At 67.4% G+C, this 22,418-nt stretch carries 16 protein-coding genes; 7 read left to right on the forward strand and 9 right to left on the reverse strand.

Annotated elements, in window-relative coordinates; all coding sequences use genetic code 11:
- Nucleotides 1–3 precede the first annotated feature (3 nt).
- The 4 genes from glgB to glgA are packed head-to-tail and all read right to left on the reverse strand — an operon-like array spanning nt 4 to nt 10,356.
- Entirely contained in the window at nt 4–2,208 is a 2,205-nt protein-coding gene (gene glgB / locus AC6LJW_RS03760) for a 1,4-alpha-glucan branching protein GlgB (protein ID WP_498086528.1), read from the reverse strand.
- Complete coding sequence (gene treS, locus AC6LJW_RS03765; protein WP_369818940.1) at nt 2,205–5,582, reverse strand: maltose alpha-D-glucosyltransferase; 3,378 nt, start codon at nt 5,580–5,582, stop codon at nt 2,205–2,207. The genes glgB and treS overlap by 4 nt, the downstream gene beginning before the upstream one ends.
- The gene (locus AC6LJW_RS03770) at nt 5,579–8,782 is read right to left on the reverse strand and encodes a maltotransferase domain-containing protein (protein ID WP_498086561.1); all 3,204 of its coding nucleotides are present in this window, start codon (nt 8,780–8,782) and stop codon (nt 5,579–5,581) included. Before AC6LJW_RS03770 ends, treS begins: the two co-directional genes overlap by 4 nt.
- A gap of 5 nt (nt 8,783–8,787) precedes the next feature.
- Nucleotides 8,788–10,356, reverse strand: coding sequence for a glycogen synthase GlgA (glgA, locus tag AC6LJW_RS03775; RefSeq protein WP_427986947.1), 1,569 nt, complete (start codon nt 10,354–10,356; stop codon nt 8,788–8,790).
- 292 nt (nt 10,357–10,648) lie between these two features.
- On the opposite strand from glgA, the gene AC6LJW_RS03780 reads away from it, so the two are divergent.
- From AC6LJW_RS03780 to AC6LJW_RS03805, 6 genes are all read left to right on the forward strand, one after another.
- Complete coding sequence (locus AC6LJW_RS03780) at nt 10,649–12,421, forward strand: thiamine pyrophosphate-requiring protein (protein ID WP_056561213.1); 1,773 nt, start codon at nt 10,649–10,651, stop codon at nt 12,419–12,421.
- A 41-nt stretch (nt 12,422–12,462) separates the two neighbouring features.
- Nucleotides 12,463–12,663 carry a hypothetical protein gene (locus AC6LJW_RS03785; protein WP_056561215.1) on the forward strand — a complete coding sequence of 67 codons (201 nt, stop codon included), beginning with the start codon at nt 12,463–12,465 and terminating at the stop codon, nt 12,661–12,663.
- Nucleotides 12,664–12,751: 88 nt separating this feature from the next.
- Nucleotides 12,752–13,093, forward strand: coding sequence for an ElaB/YgaM/YqjD family protein (locus tag AC6LJW_RS03790; RefSeq protein ID WP_056561217.1), 342 nt, complete (start codon nt 12,752–12,754; stop codon nt 13,091–13,093).
- A gap of 216 nt (nt 13,094–13,309) precedes the next feature.
- Nucleotides 13,310–13,738, forward strand: coding sequence for a PRC-barrel domain-containing protein (locus AC6LJW_RS03795; protein WP_498086529.1), 429 nt, complete (start codon nt 13,310–13,312; stop codon nt 13,736–13,738).
- A 19-nt stretch (nt 13,739–13,757) separates the two neighbouring features.
- Nucleotides 13,758–14,468, forward strand: coding sequence for a PIG-L deacetylase family protein (locus tag AC6LJW_RS03800; RefSeq protein WP_498086530.1), 711 nt, complete (start codon nt 13,758–13,760; stop codon nt 14,466–14,468).
- Between the two features lie 176 nt (nt 14,469–14,644).
- Nucleotides 14,645–15,751, forward strand: a complete 1,107-nt coding sequence (locus AC6LJW_RS03805; RefSeq protein WP_056561223.1) for a DUF748 domain-containing protein — start codon at nt 14,645–14,647, stop codon at nt 15,749–15,751.
- Nucleotides 15,752–15,780: 29 nt separating this feature from the next.
- On the opposite strand, the gene AC6LJW_RS03810 is transcribed toward AC6LJW_RS03805, so the two are convergent.
- From AC6LJW_RS03810 to AC6LJW_RS03830, 5 genes are read right to left on the reverse strand one after another with little or no spacing between them, the layout of a single operon-like run.
- Nucleotides 15,781–16,539 carry an alpha/beta hydrolase family protein gene (locus tag AC6LJW_RS03810; RefSeq protein WP_056561225.1) on the reverse strand — a complete coding sequence of 253 codons (759 nt, stop codon included), beginning with the start codon at nt 16,537–16,539 and terminating at the stop codon, nt 15,781–15,783.
- A complete protein-coding gene (locus AC6LJW_RS03815; RefSeq protein WP_498086531.1) occupies nt 16,526–17,656 on the reverse strand; it encodes a DUF3182 family protein in 1,131 nt (376 codons plus the stop codon). Before AC6LJW_RS03815 ends, AC6LJW_RS03810 begins: the two co-directional genes overlap by 14 nt.
- 8 nt (nt 17,657–17,664) lie before the next feature.
- Nucleotides 17,665–18,666, reverse strand: coding sequence for a lysylphosphatidylglycerol synthase domain-containing protein (locus tag AC6LJW_RS03820; RefSeq protein WP_056561229.1), 1,002 nt, complete (start codon nt 18,664–18,666; stop codon nt 17,665–17,667).
- Nucleotides 18,663–19,853, reverse strand: a complete 1,191-nt coding sequence (clsB, locus tag AC6LJW_RS03825; protein WP_056561231.1) for a cardiolipin synthase ClsB — start codon at nt 19,851–19,853, stop codon at nt 18,663–18,665. Before clsB ends, AC6LJW_RS03820 begins: the two co-directional genes overlap by 4 nt.
- Nucleotides 19,850–20,617 carry an endonuclease/exonuclease/phosphatase family protein gene (locus AC6LJW_RS03830; protein ID WP_498086532.1) on the reverse strand — a complete coding sequence of 256 codons (768 nt, stop codon included), beginning with the start codon at nt 20,615–20,617 and terminating at the stop codon, nt 19,850–19,852. The genes clsB and AC6LJW_RS03830 overlap by 4 nt, the downstream gene beginning before the upstream one ends.
- Before the next feature lie 196 nt (nt 20,618–20,813).
- Between AC6LJW_RS03830 and AC6LJW_RS03835 the strand changes: the two genes are divergently transcribed.
- Nucleotides 20,814–22,418, forward strand: a complete 1,605-nt coding sequence (locus tag AC6LJW_RS03835; protein ID WP_498086533.1) for an ABC transporter substrate-binding protein — start codon at nt 20,814–20,816, stop codon at nt 22,416–22,418.

Genomic DNA, 22,418 nt, shown 5'->3' on the forward strand with positions numbered 1-22,418 from the left:
GAGTCAGCCTTCGTGCATCAGGAAGAGGGTCGAAAGAGGCGGCAGGGTGAGCGACAGGGCCTGCGGCTGCCCATGGGCAGCCATGTCGCCGGTGTGAGCCCCGCCCTGGTTGCCCTGGCCGGACCCGCCGTAGTGGGAAGCGTCGGTGTTCAGCCGCTCGGCCCAGCGGCCGGCGCGCGGAACGCCAATGCGGTAATCGTGCCGGGTGACCGGCGTGAAGTTCGACACCACCAGCACCTGCTGCTGACCGTCCGTGCGGATGAAGGCGACGACGCTGTTGTCCTGGTCGTCCAGGATCGTCCACGCGAATCCCGACGGATCCGCATCCCGCGCGTGCAGGGCGGGCGTGTCGCGGTACAGCCGGTTCAGGTCGGCCACCAGGCGCTGAATACCCAGGTGCCCGGCGTTGTCCAGCAGGTTCCAGTTCAGCGTGGCGTCGTGGTTCCATTCGGTGGGCTGGGCCAATTCGCCGCCCATGAACAGCAGCTTCTTGCCGGGGTGCGCCCACATGAAGCCGTAGTACGCGCGCAGATTGGCCAGCCGGGTCTGCGTGTCGCCCGGCATCTTGCCCAGCAGCGACCCCTTGCCATGCACCACTTCGTCGTGAGACAGCGGCAGGATGAAGCGCTCGCTGAAGGCGTACACCATGCCGAAGGTGATGTCGTGGTGGTGGTGGCGGCGATGGATGGGATCCTGCGACAGATAGCGCAGCGTGTCGTGCATCCAGCCCATGTTCCATTTGTAGTGAAACCCCAGGCCGCCCTCGGACACGGGCGCCGTCACGCCGGGCCAGGCGGTCGATTCCTCGGCAACCATGATCGCGTCGGGCACCTCGGCGCGCACCGTGTTGTTCAACTCCTGCAGAAATTGCACGGCCTCCAGATTCTCGCGGCCGCCATAGCGGTTGGGAATCCATTCGCCGGGCTGACGGCTGTAGTCGCGGTAGAGCATCGACGCCACGGCGTCCACGCGCAGCCCGTCGATATGAAAGCGCCGCAGCCAGTGGATGGCGCTGGCGATCATGAAGGCCTTCACTTCGTTGCGGCCCAGGTTGTAGACCATGGTGTGCCAGTCGGGGTGGTAGCCCTCGCGCGGGTCCTCGTATTCATAGAGCGAGGTGCCGTCGAAGGCGGCCAGCCCGTGCGCATCGTCCGGGAAGTGCGCGGGCACCCAATCCAGGAGGACGCCGATGCCCGCGGCGTGGCAGCGGTCGATGAAGCGCGCGAAGGCCTCGGGCGGGCCGTAGCGCGCGGTGGGCGCGAACATGCCCAGCGGTTGATAGCCCCACGAGCCGCCGAACGGATGCTCCATGATCGGCATCAGCTCCAGATGCGTGAATCCCATCGCGCGGGCATAGCTGGGCAGCTTGTCGGCCATCTGGTCCCAGCCGCAGACTCCCGAGTCGCAGCCTGCCCAGGACCCGGCGTGGACCTCGTAGATGGACACGGGCGCATCGGGCGACTGGCGCGCGCCGCGCCCCTGCATCCAGTCGTCATCGGTCCAGGTGTAGGGCGCGGGATCGTCCACGATCGAGGCCGTGGCCGGCGCCATCTCGCTGCGCCGCGCCATCGGATCGGCCTTCATGAACTGATTGCCGTTGCGGTCGGTGATGGCGAACTTGTAGCGCTCGCCGGGGCGCACGCCCGGGATGAAGATCTCCCAGACGCCGGCCGCATGGCGCAGCCGCATGCCGTGCCGGCGCGCGTCCCAGCCGTTGAAGTCGCCCGCGACCGCAACCCGCCGGGCGTTGGGCGCCCAGACCGCGCAGCGCAGGCCGCTCACACCGTCGACCTCGACCAGGTGCGCGCCCAGCGCCTCACCGGCCTCGTGCCAGGCGCCTTGAGCCAGCCGTTGCAGCGTGTTGTCGTCGAGCAGCGCGCCGAAGGCGTAGGGATCGGCGGTGGTCTGCTCGGCCGCCGGCCATTGGATCGCCAGGCGGTACGAGGCCCCGTCGCCGGCCTGCGCATACGGCACGCGGCCAATGAACAGGCCCTGCGCCTGTTCCGTCAGGGACGTCCGGCCGCCGTCCGGGTCCAGCGCCGCCACTGCCGACGCACCGGGCACGAAGACGCGCAGCCATCCGTCGTGCGGCCCCAGTACGCCGAACGGATTGTCATGAAGCCCATGGGCCAGCGCGGTCAGTTCCTGCGGATCGATATGACCCTCCGCCACATCGGCGGAGGGGAAAGAGGCGTGGGCTCCGCTCATGGCGTTTTTCCTTCGGCGTCGATGGCGGCGGAAAGCAGGACGCTGCGCGCCAGTTCCGTCAGGGCGCACAGCGGAATCGAGATCCAGTCTGGACGGTGGGCGGCTTCGTAGCTGACTTCGTACGCGGCCTTTTCAAGCTGCGCCAGGGTGAGCAGCGTGTTCTCCCGGTCCGCGCCGCCGGCCAGGTCGCCGCCGCGCGCGCCGCGGTAACCCTGCAGGAAGGCGTCGCACGCCTGCTGCCGGAAGCGCGACAACAGGGCGTCGCGCTGTTCGGCGGGTGCGACGGTCGGGGCCTGCACCTCGTCCGCGCCCGCGTTGGCGTCCAGATGCGCGCCGCCGATGAGATCGGTGCGGGCGATGGACGCGGCGGCATAGTCAAACGAGCGCAGCATCCCCGCCACGTCCTTGTAGGGGGACGACAGCGCGCGCCGCGCCTTCAGGCTGCTGATCGGTTCGCCCTCGAAGTCGATCAGGTAGGCGTCGGTCTGCGCGACCAGCACCTGGCCCAGGTGGAAGTCGCCGTGGATGCGCAGCCAGGGCGACCCGGCTTCGGCCTTCGCCATGGCGGACACCCGTTCGGCCAAGCGCGCATGATGCTCGAAGAACCATTCGGCGCAGGCGCGCGACGGCTCTTCCAGCTTGTCCAGTGCGGCCCGCAGGTTTTTCTCGGCGCGGTCGAGCAGCGCGCGCACCTGCTCGGCCCTCGCGTCGGCGTCGGATTCGCTGGCCGGACGCGACTGGAAGCCGGCGTCATCGGTCGGCGCCGCCAGCACCGTGTGCATCTGGCCCAGGCGCTCGCCGATGGTCGCGGCCATGACCGCGTAGCCTTGCAGCGTTTCCTCGTATTCCTCCGGCGACGTCCCCACCAGCAGCGCATTGGCCAGCGTGCGCTTCAGGAAGTCCAGCGTCCAGCTCCAGGCATCGCCCTCATTTGGCACGTACCCGTGCGCCACCGCCAGCGTGTGCACGACCCCATCGGCGTCCACGCGCTGCACTTCACCCAGCAGGGGCGGAATGTTGCCGTAGCCGGCGCGGGTCAGGTAGCGCGTCATTTCCGATTCCGGAGACAGGCCGGGCTGCACACTGCGGATGATTTTCAGGATCACCGCGTTGCCGACGATGACCGAGCTGTTGGACTGTTCGCCCGACAGCCAATGCATGTCCACGTCGCCGTCGAAGTCCATCTCCTTCAGGCCCGACTCCGGCAGGAAGCGGATGACGCCCGGCTTATCGCCCGGCTTGCCGCCGCTGCGGCCGTCCAGTTCGGCGCCGGCCTGCATGGCCTTGAGCGTGCTGCGCACGAACCCCGGCTGCAGGAAGGCGTCGGCCAGGATGCCGACCTCTGCGCCGCGGCGCACGCGCGCAATGGCGTACTGGATCACCGCGGTTTCGTCCCAGACCAGCACGAAGGGCGCCTGCGCCCGGATGCCCTTTACGCCGTCCTCCGGCTCGATCTCGGCCCAGTAGTATTCGCCGTCCGCCGATGCGAACGGGGTGGCGTAGGCCAGCCGCGCGCGAGAGGGCGGCTCCGAACCCGGGTACCAGCGCTGGCGCGCCAGATACTGCGGCAGGATCTCGCGTTCCAGCGTGGCACGCGAGGCGTCGGTCAACGCCGCGCCGCCGCGCGCCTTGAGCACCAGCGTGATCAGTTCGGGCATCTGTTCGGGCGCCGTCGCATGCCATCCGGGCGGCGCGGCATCCTGGCTCAGGTCCATCCAGTAAAAGGCATAGGGCGGCAGCGTCAGCAGATACGGCAGTTCGCCGATCGCGGGGAAGGGCGTGCCGCCCAGCATTTCAACCGGCACCCGGCCATTGAACTCCTGCATATGCAGCTCGACGGGCTGCGCTGCGTTCGACAGGTTGGCCACGCACAGGATCGTGGTGTCTTCCCAATGCCGCAGATAGGCCAGGATCTTGCGGTTGCCGGCAAAGATGAAGCGCAGCGTGCCGCGCCCGAAGGCATGGCTTTGCCCGCGCTGGGCCAGCAGGCGCCGCGTCCAGTTCAGCAGCGAATGCGGGTCGCGCTGCTGCGCCTCGACGTTGACGGCCTCATAGCCGTACAGGGGGCCCATCAGCACCGGCAGCGGCAGACGCTCCGGGTCGGCGCGTGAAAAGCCGCCGTTGCGGTCGGGCGACCATTGCATCGGCGTGCGTACGCCGTCCCGGTCGCCCAAGTGCACGTTGTCGCCCATGCCCAGCTCGTCGCCGTAATACAGAACGGGCGTGCCCGGCATCGACAGCAGCAGGCTGTTCATCAGCTCGACGCGGCGGCGGTCCCGTTCCAGCAGCGGCGCCAGCCGGCGGCGGATGCCCAGGTTGATGCGGGCGCGCGGCTCGGCGGCGTAGACGTTCCACAGGTAATCGCGTTCGCGGCTCGTCACCATTTCAAGCGTCAGCTCGTCGTGGTTGCGCAGGAAGATGGCCCACTGGCAGGTGGGCGGAATGTCCGGCGTCTGACGGATGATGTCGGTGATCGGGAAGCGGTCTTCCTGCGCGATCGCCATGTACATCCGCGGCATCAGCGGAAAGTGGAAGGACATGTGGCACTCGTCGCCCGCGCCGAAATACTCCTGCGCGTCCTCGGGCCACTGGTTCGCTTCGGCCAGCAGCAGGCGGCCCGGGTACTCGGCCTCGATCACCGCCCGGATCTGCTTGAGCACGTCGTGTGTTTCGGGCAGGTTCTCGTTGTTGGTGCCTTCGCGCTCGACCAGGTAGGGCACGGCGTCCAGCCGCAGGCCATCCACGCCCATGTCCAGCCAATAGCGCATGACGGACAGGACTTCCTTGAGCACCTGCGGATTGTCGTAGTTCAGGTCGGGCTGGTGCGAGTAGAAGCGGTGCCAGAAATAAGCGTTAGCCACCGGGTCCCAGGTCCAGTTCGACTTTTCGGTATCGCAGAAAATGATGCGCGTGCCGGCGTAGGCTTTGTCGTTGTCGGACCACACATAGAAATTGCGCGCCGCCGAGCCGGGCTTGGCCGCGCGAGCCCGCTGAAACCAGGGGTGCTGGTCCGACGTGTGGTTGACCACCAGCTCGGTGATGATGCGCAGGCCGCGGGCGTGTGCGGCCCGGATCAGCTTGCGTACGTCGGCAATGGTGCCGTAGTCCGAATGCACGCCGCGGTAGTCGGCGATGTCGTAGCCGTCGTCGCGGCGGGGCGATGGGTAGAAGGGCAGCAGCCAGATGGTGTTGACGCCCAGGCTGGCGATGTAGTCCAGCTTGGAAATCAGGCCTGGCAGGTCGCCGACGCCGTCGCCGTTCGAGTCAAAGAAGGATTTGACATGCAACTGGTAGATGACGGCGTCCTTGTACCAGAGGGGATCGTCCTGAATGGTTTGGGATTTACTCATCATGGCGTTGGGCGCGGGCTTCATCCATGCAGCGAAAGCCGCCACACGCGATAAGGTTGGTCGGGGGTCAGCGTCAGATTGCGGTGCTTCTCGTGCCAGGTCTCGCGGGTTTCAGTCAGCAGGTCTTCGGCGGACAACTGGCCGGCATCGGCCTCGCCAAACAGCCAGAACGGCGCCTCGACCCGCGTTTGCTGCGCCTGGAACGGATCCAGGCTGATGACAGCCAGCACCACGTTGCCGTGGCCCGGCGTGGACTTGTAGAACGCCAGCACGCGGTTGTTGCTGCTGGTGGTCAGGGTCAGCCCGCGATGCGTCTGCAACGCGGGGTTGGCGCGGCGGATTTGGTTCAGCCGTGTGATCTCGGCGCGGATGTTGCCAGGCGCGTGCCAGTCGCGCTGGCGCAGTTCGTACTTCTCGGAGTCCAGATACTCTTCCTTGCCCGGCAGCGGCGCGCCTTCGCAAAGCTCGAAACCGCTATAGAGGCCCCACAGTCCCGAACCCAGCGCCGCCAGCGCCGAGCGGATTAGGAATCCGGGGCGGCCCGACGTCTGCAGGAAGAACGGGTTGATGTCCGGGGTGTTCACGAAGAAATGCGGCCGGAAGAAGTCCGCGGCGGGCGGCGACGAGATCTCCTGCAGATAGGCCTCCAGTTCGGCCCGCTCGTTGCGCCACGTGAAGTAGGTGTACGACTGCGTGAAGCCGATCTTTGCCAGGCGGTACATCATCTTCGGCCGCGTGAAGGCCTCGGACAAGAAGATGACATCCGGGTGCTTGGCATGGACCTCGCAGATCAGCCATTGCCAGAACGGCAGCGGTTTGGTGTGGGGGTTGTCGACGCGAAAGATGCGCACGCCATGGCTTACCCAGAACAGCACCACGTCGCGCAGCGCGCGCCACAGGCCCAGCTTGCGGCTGCGGCGGTTCTGGCCGCCGTAGAAGGACACGTTGACGATGTCCTCATACTTCTTGGGCGGATTCTCGGCGTAGCGCATCGAGCCGTCTGGCCGCCACGAAAACCAGTCCGGATGCTGGGCCAGCCACGGGTGGTCGGGCGAGCATTGGATGGCAAAGTCCAGCGCGATCTCCATGCCGTGCTGCGCGGCGGCGTCCACCAGGTTCAGGAAGTCCGTCAGCGTGCCGAGCGCGGGCTCGATCGCGTCGTGCCCGCCGCTCTGCGCGCCGATGGCGTAGGGGCTGCCCACGTCGCCGGGCTCGGCGCGCAGGCTGTTGTTGCGGCCCTTGCGGTTGCGCTGCCCGATCGGGTGGATGGGCGGCATGTACAGCACGTCGAAGCCCATCTCGCGCACGTCGGGCAGCCGGGCGATCACGTCGTCGAAGGTGCCGTGGCGCCCCGGTTCGGCGGCCTGCGACCGCGGGAACAGTTCGTACCAGCTTGAATGGCAGGCCTGGACGCGATCCACCCAAACCGGGTAGGCGATGGCGGTGACGGCTTCAAAAGGGTGGTCGTCCAGGTGGTGCATGGCATGCGCCAACCCGGGATCAAGCAGCACGGCGACCTGCTCGGCCGTCGGCGGAACAGGGTGGGCCAGATCGGCGTCCGCGAAGGCGGCCAGCGCCTCGCGCACCGGTTCGGCATTGGCGCCGGCGCCCGATCCGGATTCGGCCCGAGCGAGGGCATCGCGCAACAGCGCCAGCCCCTCGTGGATCTCCAGGCTCAGGTCGCGGCCAGCCTGATGCTTGACCTCGATGTCGTGCGAAAACGTGTGCCACGCGTCGAACCACGCAGCGACGACATATTCATGCGCCCCTATGCGGCGGGGCCGGAAGGCGGCCTCCCAGCGGTCGTTCAGGCCGCGCGTCATGGGCACGGTGTGCCAGCGGGTCTCGTCCTTGGCGCGCCAGCGCACTTCGGCGGCCAGTTGATCGTGACCGTCCATGAAGATGTCCGCCTGCACGACGATGCGCGCGTGGGGAATGGTCTTGATCGGATAGTCGCCGCCATCGACGGCCGGGCTGATGTTCTCCAGCGCGACGCGCTGGCTGGCCAGATCGTCGGCACGGGTGCGGTGATGCCGCACGGCGTCGCGCACCGGCTGCGTGGGCTGGAACATCAACATCGCGCACTCGCCGCCCGCGAGGTTGCTGGCCTGCGCGTGCAGCCCCGTGGGCGGCGTGAAGGGGACGAGGTCCGCCGGCGGCAGCATCGGCGCCAGCGCATCCCAATCCATCGCCGCATCCTGCGTGGCCGAGGGGTTGATCGCGAGCGCTAGTTTTGCGCCGTCGCCGGCGTCGCGCAGCAGTGCCGTGCAACTGCCATCGCGTCCGCCCAGCAGGCACAGCGGTCCCTTCAGCCGCGGTCCCGCGAACCACGCGTTCACCGTTTCCACGTCGGGCAGGCGGCGTTCGTCCTCATCCGTGAGCATCAGGCCATCGCCGGTGACGGCCGCGCTCCAGATGGCGCGCCTGCCGTCTTCCGACGGCCGCTGCGCGCCGGACTGCGGGGGGGCCGCGATGACGTCGCCGATGGCGCGCAGCCGCGCATCCTCTTCGGCCAGCCACGAGGACTTGAAGTCCCACCACGGCAGCGACGAGAATGCCGCGTCGAACGCCGCATCCCGCAGGCCCGCCAGGTGGGCGGGCGACAGGCCGGGCGTCCAGGCCAGCAGCCGCACGTCGGGGTTTTGGGCGCGCAGTGCGCCGCCCAGCTCGCGCCACGCGTCAGCGGGCAAGCGGTGGGGCGCCTGGAAGACAAATCCCTTGACGCCGCTTCGGGCCCAGTCCAGGAGGCGTTCGGTCCACGCCGTCAAAAATCCCGGCGGCAGGGGGCCTTCAGGCAGATGCAGCATGCCGCGCTCTTCCTGCGTCAGCCGCGGGTCGCGCGCGGGCTCTTCATGCAGCGACCGGTACCAGCCCGGCTCGGCAGTCGCCGCCACCGCATTGCGGGCGCTGCGGTCCAGAATCACGTCCACGAACAGCGCCAGGCCGTGCGCCGACAACTGCGCCATGGCCTGCGTGTACCACTGGGTGATCGGCGTTTCCTGGCCGTTCCACACCGCCGTATCCGCATCCTGCGCGGCGAGCGATCCCGGCTGCGGGCCCGTCAACCAGGGGGCAGGCACCAGCACGGCATTGAAGCCGCGTTGCGCAAGCCGTTTGCTCAGGGCCTCGATGGCGGAATCCCCGTCCGGCAGGCCGTTACGGGCGTGGTACAGGCGTACTGGGGCGCGGGACGGCGCAGGGACGGTGGAATGGGGCACCGGTATGGCTCCTAAATGGCGGCCGGCATGGCGCCACCTGTGCGCTGCGGGCGGCGGTTGACGGCCGAGGCGCTGGCCGGCTGCAAGGCAGGGGCGGGCGCCGCATCGCGGTAGTCGGGTTCCACCAGCGAGCGGTACAGGCTCGCGTACAGGCTGACTGCAGCGCGCCAGCCGAAGTCGGTGTTCATCGCGTTGCGCTGCATCAACCGCCACAGAATGCCGTGGGCACGCAGGTCGATTGCGCGCTCGATGGCGGCGCTCATGGCGTGCGGCGTGTCGCCTTCAAAGAGCAGGCCGGTGGCCGACGACATGGCCGACAGCGGCGCGCGCGGACCGGGGTCCTGGATGGTGTCGGCCATGCCGCCGACACGCGAGCCGATCGGCAGCGTGCCGTAGCGCATGGCATACAGCGGCGTCAGGCCGAAGGGCTCGAAACGGCTGGCATGCAGCAATATGTCGGAGCCCGCGTGCAGGCGATGGGCGATGCCCTCGTCGTAGCCAATGTGGGTGCCGCAGCGCCCGGGGTAGCGGCGCGCGATGTCCTGCAGCGCTGCTTCAAGCCGGTGGTCGCCCTGGCCAAGGATCGCGATCTGCAAGCTGGGGTGGCGGTCCAGCGCCTCGGGCAGCGCGTGCACCGCGACGTCCGCCATCTTCTGCTCGGTCAGGCGGTTGCCCATGCCCATCACCGTCGCGGCCGGATCCGGCCGCAGGCCGAACTCCCGCTGCAACGCCGCCTTGCAGTGGATCTTGTTGGTCAGATCACGGACGGAATAGCGGTGGCTACGCAGGTAAGGGTCACGCGCAGGGTTCCACAGCACGTCGTCGATGCCGTTCGGAATCGGCAGCAGGTCGTCCGCGCGGCTACGCAGCAGCCCGTCCAGGCCGCAGCCGAACGCGGGCGTCATGATTTCGCGGGCGTACGTATGGCTGACCGTGGTGACGCGATCGGCGAACCGGATGCCGGCTTTCAGAAAATTGAGCTGGCCCCAGGCCTGCGCGCCATCGTCGTTGCGGGCCCAATCCGGCACCCCGAATTCGTCGGCGTTGGCCATCGGGAACAGGCCCTGGAACGCCAGGTTGTGGATGGTCATCACGCTTTTGACGTCGGGCAGGTCCGCGGCGCGCAGCAGCAGCGGCACCAATCCGGCGTGCCAGTCGTGCGCGTGCACCAGCGTGGGGCGCATTACGCCCGGCAGGCCGGCCGCCACGCGCACCGCGGCGTGCGCCAGCGCCGCATAGCGCAGTCCGTTATCGGGATGTTCATTGCCATTCTCGTCGGCATAGAGACCGCCGCGGTCATACAGGGCATCGTTTTCCAGGATCAGATAGTCGATGCCGGATTGCGGGCATTTGCCTTCCAGCAGCACGGCCGGGCCACCCGGCAGGTCATGCAGCGTGGCAACCTCGCGAACGCGGTTCAATTTGGCCTTTACGCCCCGATACGCAGGAAGCAACACGCTCAGGGGCATTCGCGCCTCGATCAGCGCGCGGGCCATCCCAGTGATGGCATCTCCCAGGCCGCCCGTTTTGGCCAGAGGGAAAGCTTCTCCCGCCACGATCAGGGTTCTCGTCTTTGGCATGCTTGCTCCAGTTGATAGGCCGGTCGAGACAATTGCGACTCGATTGCGATTCCGCCGAGGCCCGAGGCCCTTCCTTACGCAAGCGCTGTGCCCAAACGACAGTCCGTCAAAAAAATTGCGCAATGCAGCAGAAATACCCGTCATCCAAATGAAGGAACGGCGTGGCTCGCGAGGGCGGCGGTATGGGCGCTTTGTAATTTTTATCTGCGCACGCCCCCCAAAATCCCATCCATGCCGGGAACGGCGGTTGCTGAACGCAGTCGCTTTCAACGACGACCGCCGGGAGAAATGTATGGAAACAGTGTCGGACTTCGTGTTGAAGCGGCTGTCGCAGTGGGGCGTGCGCAAGGTGTACGGTTACCCGGGCGACGGCATCAACGGGCTCATCGGCGCATTCGGCCGCACCGAGGAACCGCTGGAGTTCATACAAGCCCGGCACGAGGAAAGCGCGGCGTTCATGGCTTGCGCGCACGCCAAATTCACCGGACAGGTTGGGGTGTGCCTGGCGACGTCGGGTCCCGGCGCGATTCACCTGCTGAATGGCCTGTACGACGCCAAGCTCGATCACCAGCCGGTGGTGGCGCTGGTGGGCCAGCAGGCGCGCAGCGCGCTGGGCGGCGATTACCAGCAGGAGGTCGACCTGATCAGCCTGTTCAAGGACGTGGCGCACGATTACGTGCAGATGGCGACGACGGCCGAGCAGGCGCGCCACATGGTGGACCGCGCGATGCGCATTGCCTTAGAGCGCCGCAGCGTCACCTGCGTCATCTTTCCGAACGATGTGCAGGACCTGCCGGCCGTACCGGTGCCGCCGCGCGAGCACGGCACGGTGCACACCGGCATTGGCGTTACATCGCATGCCGCGGTGCCGGGCCCGGACGCGCTGCGCAACGCGGCGGACATCCTGAACCGCGGCGAGAAAGTGGCGATGCTTGTGGGCGCGGGCGCGCTGCAGGCGGGCGAACAGGTCAGCCAGGTCGCCGAACTGCTGGGCGCGGGCGTGGCCAAGGCGCTGCTGGGCAAGGCCGTGCTGCCGGACAGCCTGCCCTACGTGACGGGCGCCATTGGCCTTTTAGGCACGCAGCCAAGCTGGGAAATGATGAACGAGTGCGACACGCTATTGATGGTGGGCACGTCGTTTCCGTATGCGGAGTTCCTGCCGCAGGAAGGCCAGGCGCGCGCGGTGCAGATCGACCGCGACGGGCGCAAGCTCAGCCTGCGCTATCCCGTGGAAATCGGATTGGTGGGCGACAGCCGGCTGACGCTGGAGGCGCTGATTCCGCTGCTGGAGCCCAAGAAGGCGCGCCGCTGGCGTGACCGGATCGAAAAGCAGGTCTCGGCCTGGCGCGATACCGTGCATGCGCGCGCCATGGTCGACGCCAAGCCGATCAATCCCCAGCGGCCATTCCTGGAATTGTCCAAGCGGCTGCCGCCGCAGACCATCCTGGCGTGCGATTCGGGTTCGTCCGCGAACTGGTACGCGCGCAATGTCGATATTCAGGCGGGCATGATGGGATCGGTGTCGGGCGGGCTGGCCACGATGGGTTGTGGCGTGCCTTACGCCATTGCGGCCAAGGAGGCTTATCCCGACAGGCCGGTCATCGCGCTGGTGGGCGACGGCGCCATGCAGATGCTGGGCATCAACGAGCTCATCACCATCGCCCATCGCTGGAAGGACTGGCGCAATCCCACGCTGGTGGTCATGGTGCTGAACAACGGCGACCTGAACCTGGTGACGTGGGAGCAGCGGGTGATGGGCGGCGATCCGCGTTTTGCGGATTCGCAGTGGCTGCCCAAGTTCTCGTACGCCGAATATGGCCGGATGCTGGGCCTGGAGGGCATCCGGGTCGACAGCCCCGACGATGTCGGTCCGGCCTGGGACCGCGCGTTGGCGGCGGGCCGCCCGGTGGTGCTGGAGATGGTGACCGATCCCGAGATGCCGCCGTTGCCCCCGCACATTCCCGCCAAGCAGATCGGCGCGTACTTCAAGGCGTTGCGCCAGGAAGATGCCGCGTCGGGCGGCGCCGCGCTGCGCGCCACGATCAAGCAGTGGTGGGCTGGCTGACGCGCCGGCCCGATCGATCTTCTCACTTCAGGAGGCCCATCATGGCAACAACCGGAGGGACGAGTTCCCAAGAGCCCGGGCAGGGCGGTCAGCAAACGCCCGACCAATCGCCCGCCGAACAACCCAAGCCGGACGTCCCCGAGAAGGGCAAGGACGAAAAGGGCCATTGGCCGCCGGACAGCATTCCCAATCCCATGCCGGGCGTGGACCCGCAACAGACGCCGGGCATCGACCATCTGTGATGGTCATGCAAGGCATGCGGTCTGCGGGCCGCGCTCCGCGTGCGCCGTGCCGCGGGGGGAGCGACCCGCAGTTTTTCAAGGAGAACACATGAACAAGCGAGATAGGCTGCGCGATATGTTTCACACGTCGGACACGTCTTCGCACACGATGCGTGACCTGATTTCGGGCACGGAGGATCTGCTGCGAAGCACAGCCAGCTATAGCGGCTCGGAAATCGAATCCGCGCGCGACAAGCTCAAGCTTCGGCTGGACGCCGCGCGCGACCAGGCCCGCGGCTGGGAACGCGCCGCCTGGGACCGGGCGCGCGAGGTGTCGCACGCCACGGACGACTACGTGCATGAAAACGCCTGGAAGAGCATCGCAGGCGCGGTGCTGGTGGGCGTGCTGGCCGGCATCTGCATGATGTCGGATCACGGCAAGCGGCGATAACGCCCGCCGGGCGGGTCTCCCGCGGCCGGGGCCGGCTCTGCAGCGCGCAGGGCCGGCCCCGGCATTTTTGTGGGAACGTGATGTAAGAAATGCCGTTGGCTCGGACGTGATGCGCGGCGTCAAGGGCATGGAGGCCCTGGCACACGGCTTGCGTGCAGCGCGGGCGGCGTGGCGAGCCTTTTGCCACGCGGGACGTTTCATTAAAGGAGAGACACCATGAACCAACCATTGACCGGTGCCGGCCATACGCAAAGCGAAACCAAGATCGTGGGCGGTCCGAAGAGCGATCCAAGCGGCCCCGGACCTGAAATCATGGCGGCCAGCACGCTGGAAGGCAACGACGTGTACAACCCCGCCGGCGATTCCCTCGGCAGCATCCAGGAGATCATGGTGGACGTTCCGCGCGGTCGCATCGCATATGCCGTGCTGTCGCGCGGCGGCATCCTTGGCATTGGCGACAAGCTGTACGCCATTCCGTGGAGCGCGCTGACGTTGGATACCGACCGCAAGTGCTTCGTGCTGAATGTGGACAAGGACGTGCTCAAGAACGCGGAGGGGTTCGACAAGGACAATTGGCCCAGCATGGCGGACGAGACCTGGGCGCGCGGCATTCATCAGTACTACAACCAACCTCCTTACTGGTAAGCCGGAGAGCGAGGACGGCATGCTTCGCGAAGGCAGACTGATCGCGGTTTCTCCCTGCTTCAACGACGCCGTCGTCAGTTGTGCGGGCCTGCTCGCGGCGCGTCCGGACAGCACCGTGCTGACGGTGTACTCCGGCTTGCCGCTGGCGCCCGAAGCAGGCAGCGCAGCGGATCGCTGCAGCGGATTCAAAAACGGGCGCCAGGCCGTTCTTGACCGCCGCGCGCGCAATGAACGTGCCTTGTCGTTGTTGGGCGTGCGAGGCGTGCAGATGGATCTGCTGCACGACGCCTACCTGGAAAGCGGCGAGGAGGGACGTCTGACGGGCGCGTTGGCCTCGGCACTGTCCGCCCTGCGGCCACGGGTCGTCTTGATGCCGCTTGGCCTGCACAGCGCGGCGCACGTGCGCGTGTCCGAGGCGGGCCTGACGCTGCGCGCGCTGTTCCAGCGCGTTGAATGGATCGCTTACGAAGAGGTTGCGGACGCCGAGCCGGGGGCCGTCCAGGAACGCCTGGCGGATTTGCTGGGCCGTCGGATTCTGGCATCGCCGCTGGACGTTGGCACGGAGGTTGACGTTTTCGCCGCCCGGCAGCGCGCATTGGCCGCGCGGGGCAGCCTGGCGCTTGACCCGCCCGATGCCGCGCCGGGGAAGGCCCCGGGAACGGCGCCGGGCGCGTTGGCATCCGGTCCCGAACGTTATTGGCGCCTGTCGTGGCGGCGCGAGAAGGGATGAGGCTCAGAACCGGTTGAGGGGTCCAGCCGTCGCAAACCGCCTCATCCTTTTCGAGCATTGATGAACGATTGCGCATCCCGGACGATGCTCTGGTTGCGCCGGCCGCCGCGCCTCGCTATGGTGCAAGGTGTGCGGCGCTTTTCGCGCCGCTGTCCTATACAACTTCGGAAACCACAATGAGTTCGAACGCAGCCGACGCGCGTGGCCGGTCACGCTGGGGCACCGCCCTGGCGATATTGCTGTTGATCGGCGCAGTGCTCGCGGTGCTGGCGCTGGCCGCCACCCGCGTGGCCGAGCAGCGCATCGCCAGCATTCTGGGCCCGCGCAGCCAAGTCGGCAACGTGCAGGTCGGCCTGCGGCAAGTGGTGCTGACCGACGTCACCGTGCCGGGCGCCTCCGGTCAGCCCGGCGCGCGTGCCCGGCGCGTTGAACTTGAACCGGAGTGGACCGCCTTCCTGCGCCGCGAGGCCGTGTTCAAGCGGATCGTCGTCGAAGGCTTCGATTTCGCCGTGGTGCGCAGCCCCGATGGCGACATGCAGATCTCCCCCGCGCTGCAAGCGGCGCTGCGCGCGGGCGACGGCGATGGCAAGACGCGGCGCAACGGTCCTATCCGCGTGGCCGAGCTGATCCTGCGCGATGGCCGCCTGGACTATCTGGACGGCGCGGTGTCCAAACCGCCGCATCGCATTCCGTTCACGGACGTGCAGGCGCATCTGCAGCCCGTCGTGATTCCGGGCGACGGCACCACCAGCGACATGGAATTCTCCGGCAAGGTCGAGGACAACCGCAACGGCGAGGCCACCGTGCGGGCAAAGGGCAAGCTGGTGGTGGGCGGCACGGACGCCGACATCACGGTGGCGGCGCGCAACATGGACATACGCCATGCGGCGCCTTATCTGGCCGATAACGGCGCCGGCTCGCTGTCCGGCGGATCCATGGACCTGGACATGAAGACGGCCATCGCGCGCCACGAGCTCAAGGCGTCCGGCACCGTCGCGTTGCATAACCTGAAGTTCAGCGGCGACGGCAGCCTGTTTTCGTTGCCGCGCAAGGCGGTGCTGGCGGCCATGAAGGACAAGACCGGCGTTATCCGATTTGAATTCGCGCTGGCCGGCAGCCTGGACAATCCAAAGTTCTCGGTCACGCGCGGCTTTTCGGCGCAGGTGGCGCGCGGGTTCGGACACGCCATCGGGGTGGGGGCAGAAGGCGCCGCCGAGGGCGTCGCGGGCGCCGTCAAGGAACTGGGCGATGCGCTGTCGGACATGTTGAGTCCAAAGCCCTGAACCCCGCGTCGCGGCGGGCGCCGTCCCGTTTACGGTACCGGCCGCGGCCTTCCCACCCGTGCGCCCATGACCATCTCCGTCACCCAGTTCACCAGGATCGACGTGTACGCCTGCTGCGAGGCCTTGTCGGTCAGGGCGTGGTCCGCGCCGTCCAGGATGCGGTGGGTCAGCGAATGCGACCGCCGGAAGGCCGACCGGTAATTCATGATCGTGGAATGCGGGATATAGACGTCGTGCTCGGCTTCCACGATCAGCACGTCGCCGGTGAAGTTGGCGCAGCACGACAGCGCGCGGTTGCTTTCGGGCTCGATGCGGGTGTTGCGGTAGGCGCGCAGGGTCTCTCGGTTGAGCTGGTTCTTGGGCAGCATCCATTCGTCGTCGCGGTACAGCGCGGGCACGTGCAGGGCCAGCCAGCGCACTCGGCGCAGCCCGCTCAGGATGGCGGCCAGATAGCCGCCGTAGCTGCTGCCCACCACGGCCACGGAGCCGCTGTCCAGCGACGGATGCGCCGCCAGGCGGTCGTAGGCCGCCATCACGTCGCGCAAATTGTCGTCGCGCGAAACCTGCATCTGCTGGGCTTGCGTGGCGGCGTGGCCGCGCAGGTCGAACGTCAGGCAGACGCAGCCCAGCGCCGCGATGCCCTTGGCGCGGGCCAGGTCGAATTTCTGGTCGCCGCCCCAGCCGTGAATGAACAGAACGCCCGGCACCTTGCTTTCGGGCGTGAGAAAGGTGCCGGCCAGCTGCTGGTCCGCCACCGCGATGTCGATTGGGTCGCTAAAGGCGGCCATTGTCGTCCTCCAGGATGCCCCCCGATTTGGTGATCATACCGACGGCGGAATCTTCGCCGCGATACACGTATTGCTCCGACGTGGGCGCCGGTTCGTCCGCGCCGTAGCGCTCGCGCGTAAAGGCGGACACCGTCTTTAGCGACGGGGACAGCATGAACGCCTGCAATGCGGACAGCTCCGCGATGCTCGCGCCGCCGGCGCGCCATGACTGTTCCAGCACGCCCGCGCGGGGCTCGCACCGGGCATTCTGGCCGATGCCGACGTCGTAATTGCGCCGCGACGCAAAGAAATCAGGATACGCCGTGGATACGGCCGTGTCGTAGCGGCAGCTCAGGTCCACCGCCTGCCGTTCTTCGTCCGACAGGTTCAACGCCCGCAGTTCGTCGAAACCGCCGCGCGCGAAGGTCAGCGTCGAGCCCCCGTACACCGGCTCGCCGCTGTTGTCGCGGGTGAGGGCCTGCGTGCCCACGTACGACGCTTCCAGCTTGCCCACGCGGATCCAGCCCACGCTGTAGGTGGCGATCTGCGCCAGGTCTTCTTCCAGCACCAAGCCCAGGCGGCGCATCGTGGCGGCGTCCTGACCGTTCAGCGCGGCGCGCAGCTCCTGTGCGTTGCGCACGACGACCTGGCCGCGCCCGGCGTTGGCATCGGCGGGTTTGAGCCGCAGTGCGCCCGTCTGAAGCAACCGCTCGCCCGCGCGGTGGGCATCGTCAAGCGTAAAAGCGGTGTACCCGCGCAGCACGACCTCCTCCAGATCGCCCGCCAGCGACCTTACCCAGCCCTGCGGCGCTCTGGCTTGGGCATCGACCACGCCGTGGGTGACGGATTTGGTGGCCACAAAGGCGTGCGGCGTCACCCCGCCGAACAGGTCGGCCGCGCGTGCGATGCCCAGCTTTGCCGCGCGCGCCAGGCTGGTGATGCTGCGGTCGGGAACGTAGTAAGGCGGTGGCTCGCCGCGATTCCGGGTCGGCCGGAAGTCCGGGACGAAGCGCCTTCCCAGCAAGGCCGCGATCCGCAAGGCCAGCGCCTCCTGCGAGGCGATTTCATGTTCGGAGGCGCCAGCGCGCCGGGGGTAGGCGGCGACGGCGTCAGATGCGTCGGGTTGGGATCGATCCATGGCGGGCCTCATAGCAGTCGCCGAGCGTGGCTGGGGGGAGCGGCCTCTCCCTTGCGTTTGCGCATGCCCAGCTTCAGCTCGATCAGGGGATAGGCCACCAGCGCCAGGCACAATGGCGCCAGCGCATACACGGCGCGGTAAGCGAGCGCCGCGCCAAGCACTTCGGTGGGCGGAATCTGCGATCCCAGCGCGGCCACGAAGATCGCCTCGGTCGTGCCCAGGCCTCCCGGGACGCGGGTGATCACAGACGCGAAGCTCGTGCACAACAGGATGCCGAGCACGGCGGGGTAGCTTGCCTTGCCCTGCAGCAGCACAAAGCAGATCGCGCCCATCAGCGACCACGACAGCGCGGCCACAGCACACTGGGCGACCGCCATGCGGGCGTGCGGCAACGCGATGTGGTGTCCCATCCATGTGACGCTGCGGCGACGGGCGCGTGCGCACGTCACCACGTAGGCGATGCCCGCCGCCAGCAGCCCTAGGCCCAGCAGGCGCAACATGCCGGATCCGATTTCCCAACCCGCCGGCACCGGCACCGCGCCCAATGCGAAGACGATGCCCGCCAGCCACGCGTACCCGATCCAGTTCGACGCGGCGGCAAATAGTGCGACGCGCGTCGCCACGGACTTGCGGCAACCCAGCCGCGTGTACAACCGCAGGCGGGCGCCCAGGCCGCCCACCAGAACGCCCAGGTTCAGATTCAGCGCGTAGCTCAGCATGGCCACGCCCAGCGCTTTCGGCGCGGGCAAGTGATGGCGCGTGTACTTTTTGCCGAGCAGGTCCAGACTGCCATAGGCAAGATAGCCGGCCACCACCAGCGCGGCCGCGATGGCGATGTTCTGGCCCGGAATCTTGCGCATCGCCACCCACACCTGCGGCCAGTCCACGGACCGGCCGAAGTAATAGAGCAGGCCCGCCACGACGATCAGCACGAGCACGGGCAGGACACGCTTGATCCGGGGCCAGCGGCGCCGCAGCGCCCGCATGGGAGACGAGTGCAGGATCTTCATGCCGTCTCCCTGCCGGTGTCCGCCGTCATGGATTGCAGGCGCGGCTTGTGGGCCGGCAGGCTGCCGGCCCAAGCGGGAAAGCGCCGCAGAAAGTGGAATACCACCACGCCCAGCCACAGGCGGCGCAGCCGGCGCCGCGAGTTCTTGGCCATCTCGACCGGGCGGCAGTCCTCTGCGATCAGCCGGTCCAGGCTCTTGCGCAGGGCCGCATTCAGCGATGCGTCGCGCACCACCACATTGGCCTCCAGGTTGAGCGCAAGGCTCAGGGGGTCCAGATTGCTGGAGCCGATCGTCGACCAGTCGTCATCCACGCACGCCACCTTGCCGTGCAGCGGCTGCTTGCAGTACTCGTGGATCTCGACGCCCGAGTCGATCAGGTAGTCGTAGAGCATCGACGCGGCCAGCCGGGCGACCAGCACGTCGGGCTCGCCCTGCAGCAGCAGCCGCACGCGTACACCGCGGCGGGCCGCCTTCACCAGATCGCGCAGCAGGTGGTAGCCGGGAAAGAAATACGCGTTGGCGATCAGCACGTCCGAGCGCGCCGACCGCACGCCCGCGCGGTAGTAGCGCTCGATGTCGCTGCGATGGCTGACGTTGTCGCGCACCACCAGCCGGCCGCCGCCGTCGCCGGCGGGCAGGGGATCCATGCGCGCGGGACGGCGCCGCAGCCGCCGCTTGCCGTTGCCCAGCGCGGCGCGCGCGTAGTCGGCAAGGTCGGCCGCCAGCGGGCCCTCGACGAGAACGGCGTAATCCTGTTTCGCTTCCGGGCCGTAATCGGGCAGGTGGTCCGCGGAAAAGTTGATGCCGCCAATGAAGGAGCGCTGGCGGTCGATGGCCACGATCTTGCGGTGCATGCGCCGGAACACGTTCGTGCGCACACCCAGAAAGCGCGGGCGCGGATCGAAGACGTGAAAGCGCACGCCGGCCTCGGTCATGGCGCCGATGAAGGCCTCGCTCAGCTCGTCGGAGCCGTAGCCGTCGACCAGCAGGTCGACGCTGACGCCACGCCGCGCCGCGCGGATGAGAGCCTGCTGGATCTCCTGGCCCACGGCATCGTCGAACAGGATGAAGGTTTCGACCAGCACTTCGCTGGCCGCCGCGTCGATGGCCTCGACAACGGCGGGAAAGTACTCCGTGCCGTTTTCCAGCAGGGTATATCGGTTGTTTTCGCGCCAGCCCAGGTTCATAGCGCAATCTCCGCACAAATTGGCACATGATCGGAAAGGCGCGCCCACACGCGCGACGCCAGCGGCACGGGCTGCCAGTCGCGCACGCTGCGCACATAGATGCGGTCCAGCCGCAGCAGCGGCCAGCGCGCGGGAAACGTCCGCGCGGGCCGGCCCAGTCGCGAGGTGAACACCTCGGATGTCCCGCAATCGCGCATCAGGGCGTCGGCGCGCAACCGCCAGTCGTTGAAGTCGCCGGCGATCAGCAGCGGCTCGTCGGCCGGCACGTCATGCGACACCAGCTTGCACAGACGGCGCAGTTGCTCGCCGCGATGGCGTTCCAGCAGGCCCAGATGCACGCAGATCGCATGCACGGGCGAGGCAAGCGCAGGGGGCCGCAGCACGCAGTGCAGCAGACCGCGTCCCTCGTGGCCGTCCACGCTTACGTCATGGTTGTGGTGACTTTCGATCGGGTAGCGCGACAGGATGGCATTGCCATGGTGGCCTTCAGGATAGACGGCGTTCTGCCCGTAGGCAAAGTCCGTCCAAAGCGTGTCGGCCAGAAATTCGTATTGCGATTGCGCCGGCCAGGAATCGTGGCGCCCGGCATGCGTCTGGTGTTCGCCCAGGACTTCCTGAAGAAACACCACGTCCGGCGATGCGGTGCGCAGCGCCTCACGCAGGTCGTGCAGCATGAAGCGGCGGTTGAAACTGGTAAAGCCCTTATGGGTATTGACCGTCAGCACCGTCAGCGTCGTGGTGTCGAGGGAATGCGAAGCGGGCATGAAAACTCCGGCAGATGCGATCCGGCGGAAGGAGCAAGCGGCGTGCCCGCGCGGTAACGAAACGTGTGGGAGCACGTCATTTTTTGCGGGAGGCGGGGCAGGGGACGCATGAGCAAATGAGAAATCAGCATTTCTCAAGCCCGGTGGCGCAGGCCTAAGATCCGCAGCTTCCAACCAGGCAGAACCAGAGTCCGACATGCGCACCACCCGCCGCGAGTTCCTGTTGTCTTCCGGGGCGCTTGCCGCCTCGATGGCATTTCCCACGTCGCTCCTGGCGCAGTCCGCCACGCCGCGGCATGGCGGGGTGCTTAACGTGCACCTTGGGTCCGAGCAGCGGATCCTGAATCCGGCGCTGCGGGCTTCGACGGGCGTGTACATCGTTACCAGCAAGATCATCGAATCGCTGGTGGACCTGGATGCGGCCGGCAAGCCGGTGGGGCAACTTGCCACCGCCTGGACCGCCGACCCCAATGGCAAGACCATCACGTTCAAGCTGCGCGAAGGCGTGACCTGGCACGACGGCAAGCCGTTCACCTCCGCCGACGTGCAATACAACGCGCTGGAACTGTGGAAGAAGCACCTGAATTTCGGCACCGCGCTGCAGCTCTATCTGGAGGCGGTCGACACGCCCGACGCGCACACGGCGGTCTTCCGCTACAGCCGCCCAATGCCGCTGGACCTCTTGCTGCGCGCGCTGGCGGATCTGGGCTACGTGGTGCCGCGCCATCTGTACGAAGGCACCAACGTGCTGGAGAACCCGGCGAACACCGCGCCGGTCGGCACGGGCCCGTTCAAGTTCGTGCAGTACCAGCGCGGCCAGTTCATCATTGCCGAGCGCAATCCCAATTACTGGCGCAAGGGCGAGCCCTACCTGGACCGTGTGGTCTGGCGCATCATTACGGACAAGTCGGCCGCCACGGCCGCGCTGGAAACCGGCCAGCTTCAACTGAGCGCCTATTCGCAGCTCACGCTGGCCGATCTGGACCGCCTGAAGCAGAATCCGCAGTTCGAGGTGCGCAGCAAGGGGCTGGAGGCCAACGTCTTCAACAACACGCTGGAATTCAACTTCCGCCGCAAGGAACTGGCTGACGTGCGCGTGCGCCGCGCCATTGTCCACGCCATCGACATCGAGTTCTTCATCGAGAACTTCCTTTACGGCCTGGGCAAACCGGCCACCGGTCCCATTCCGTCATCGTCCGAGGCGTTCTTCCCGGCGGGCAGCAAGCCGCCGTACCCGTTCGACGTCAAGCGTGCCGAGACGCTGCTGGACGCGGCCGGGTACAAGCGGGGCGCCGGCGGCGTGCGCTTCACGTTGAAACTGGTGCCCATCCAGAACGGCGAAGACGTGCCGCTGCTGGCGACCTTCATCCAGCAGTCGCTGGAGGCGGTGGGCATCAAGGTCGAGATCGTGCAGTACGACATCGCGGGCGCGCTGTCCTCGGTCTACAAGGAACACAACTTCGATATCGCCACAGGCTGGCACCAGTACCGCGGCGATCCGGCGGTGTCCACGACGGTCTGGTACCGCTCGGGCAGCCCGGCGGGCGCGCCGTGGACCAACCAGTACGGCTGGCAGTCGGACAAGGTCGACAAGCTGATCGACGACGCTGCGTCTGAAATCGACGCGGCACGCCGCCGCGCGCTGTATGCGGAGTGGGTGCAGGCCGTCAACGACGAACTGCCCATCTGGATGGCGACCGAACGCCAGTTCTATTCGGTGGCCAGCCGCAAGCTGCAGAACGGCCACAACAACGCGCGCTGGCCGTCCAGCGACTGGCACGACGCCTGGCTGTCGGCGTAG

This window comes from Achromobacter sp. 1012554356, from assembly GCF_059760815.1.

Coding starts and splice junctions, on each gene's coding strand:
- glgB (WP_498086528.1), bottom strand. CDS start 2,208: ATGAGCGGAGCCCACGCCTCTTTCCCCTCCGCCGATGTGGCGGAGGGT.
- treS (WP_369818940.1), bottom strand. CDS start 5,582: ATGAAGCCCGCGCCCAACGCCATGATGAGTAAATCCCAAACCATTCAG.
- glgA (WP_427986947.1), bottom strand. CDS start 10,356: ATGCCAAAGACGAGAACCCTGATCGTGGCGGGAGAAGCTTTCCCTCTG.
- AC6LJW_RS03780 (WP_056561213.1), top strand. CDS start 10,649: ATGGAAACAGTGTCGGACTTCGTGTTGAAGCGGCTGTCGCAGTGGGGC.
- AC6LJW_RS03785 (WP_056561215.1), top strand. CDS start 12,463: ATGGCAACAACCGGAGGGACGAGTTCCCAAGAGCCCGGGCAGGGCGGT.
- AC6LJW_RS03790 (WP_056561217.1), top strand. CDS start 12,752: ATGAACAAGCGAGATAGGCTGCGCGATATGTTTCACACGTCGGACACG.
- AC6LJW_RS03795 (WP_498086529.1), top strand. CDS start 13,310: ATGAACCAACCATTGACCGGTGCCGGCCATACGCAAAGCGAAACCAAG.
- AC6LJW_RS03800 (WP_498086530.1), top strand. CDS start 13,758: ATGCTTCGCGAAGGCAGACTGATCGCGGTTTCTCCCTGCTTCAACGAC.
- AC6LJW_RS03805 (WP_056561223.1), top strand. CDS start 14,645: ATGAGTTCGAACGCAGCCGACGCGCGTGGCCGGTCACGCTGGGGCACC.
- AC6LJW_RS03810 (WP_056561225.1), bottom strand. CDS start 16,539: ATGGCCGCCTTTAGCGACCCAATCGACATCGCGGTGGCGGACCAGCAG.
- AC6LJW_RS03815 (WP_498086531.1), bottom strand. CDS start 17,656: ATGGATCGATCCCAACCCGACGCATCTGACGCCGTCGCCGCCTACCCC.
- AC6LJW_RS03820 (WP_056561229.1), bottom strand. CDS start 18,666: ATGAAGATCCTGCACTCGTCTCCCATGCGGGCGCTGCGGCGCCGCTGG.
- clsB (WP_056561231.1), bottom strand. CDS start 19,853: ATGAACCTGGGCTGGCGCGAAAACAACCGATATACCCTGCTGGAAAAC.
- AC6LJW_RS03830 (WP_498086532.1), bottom strand. CDS start 20,617: ATGCCCGCTTCGCATTCCCTCGACACCACGACGCTGACGGTGCTGACG.
- AC6LJW_RS03835 (WP_498086533.1), top strand. CDS start 20,814: ATGCGCACCACCCGCCGCGAGTTCCTGTTGTCTTCCGGGGCGCTTGCC.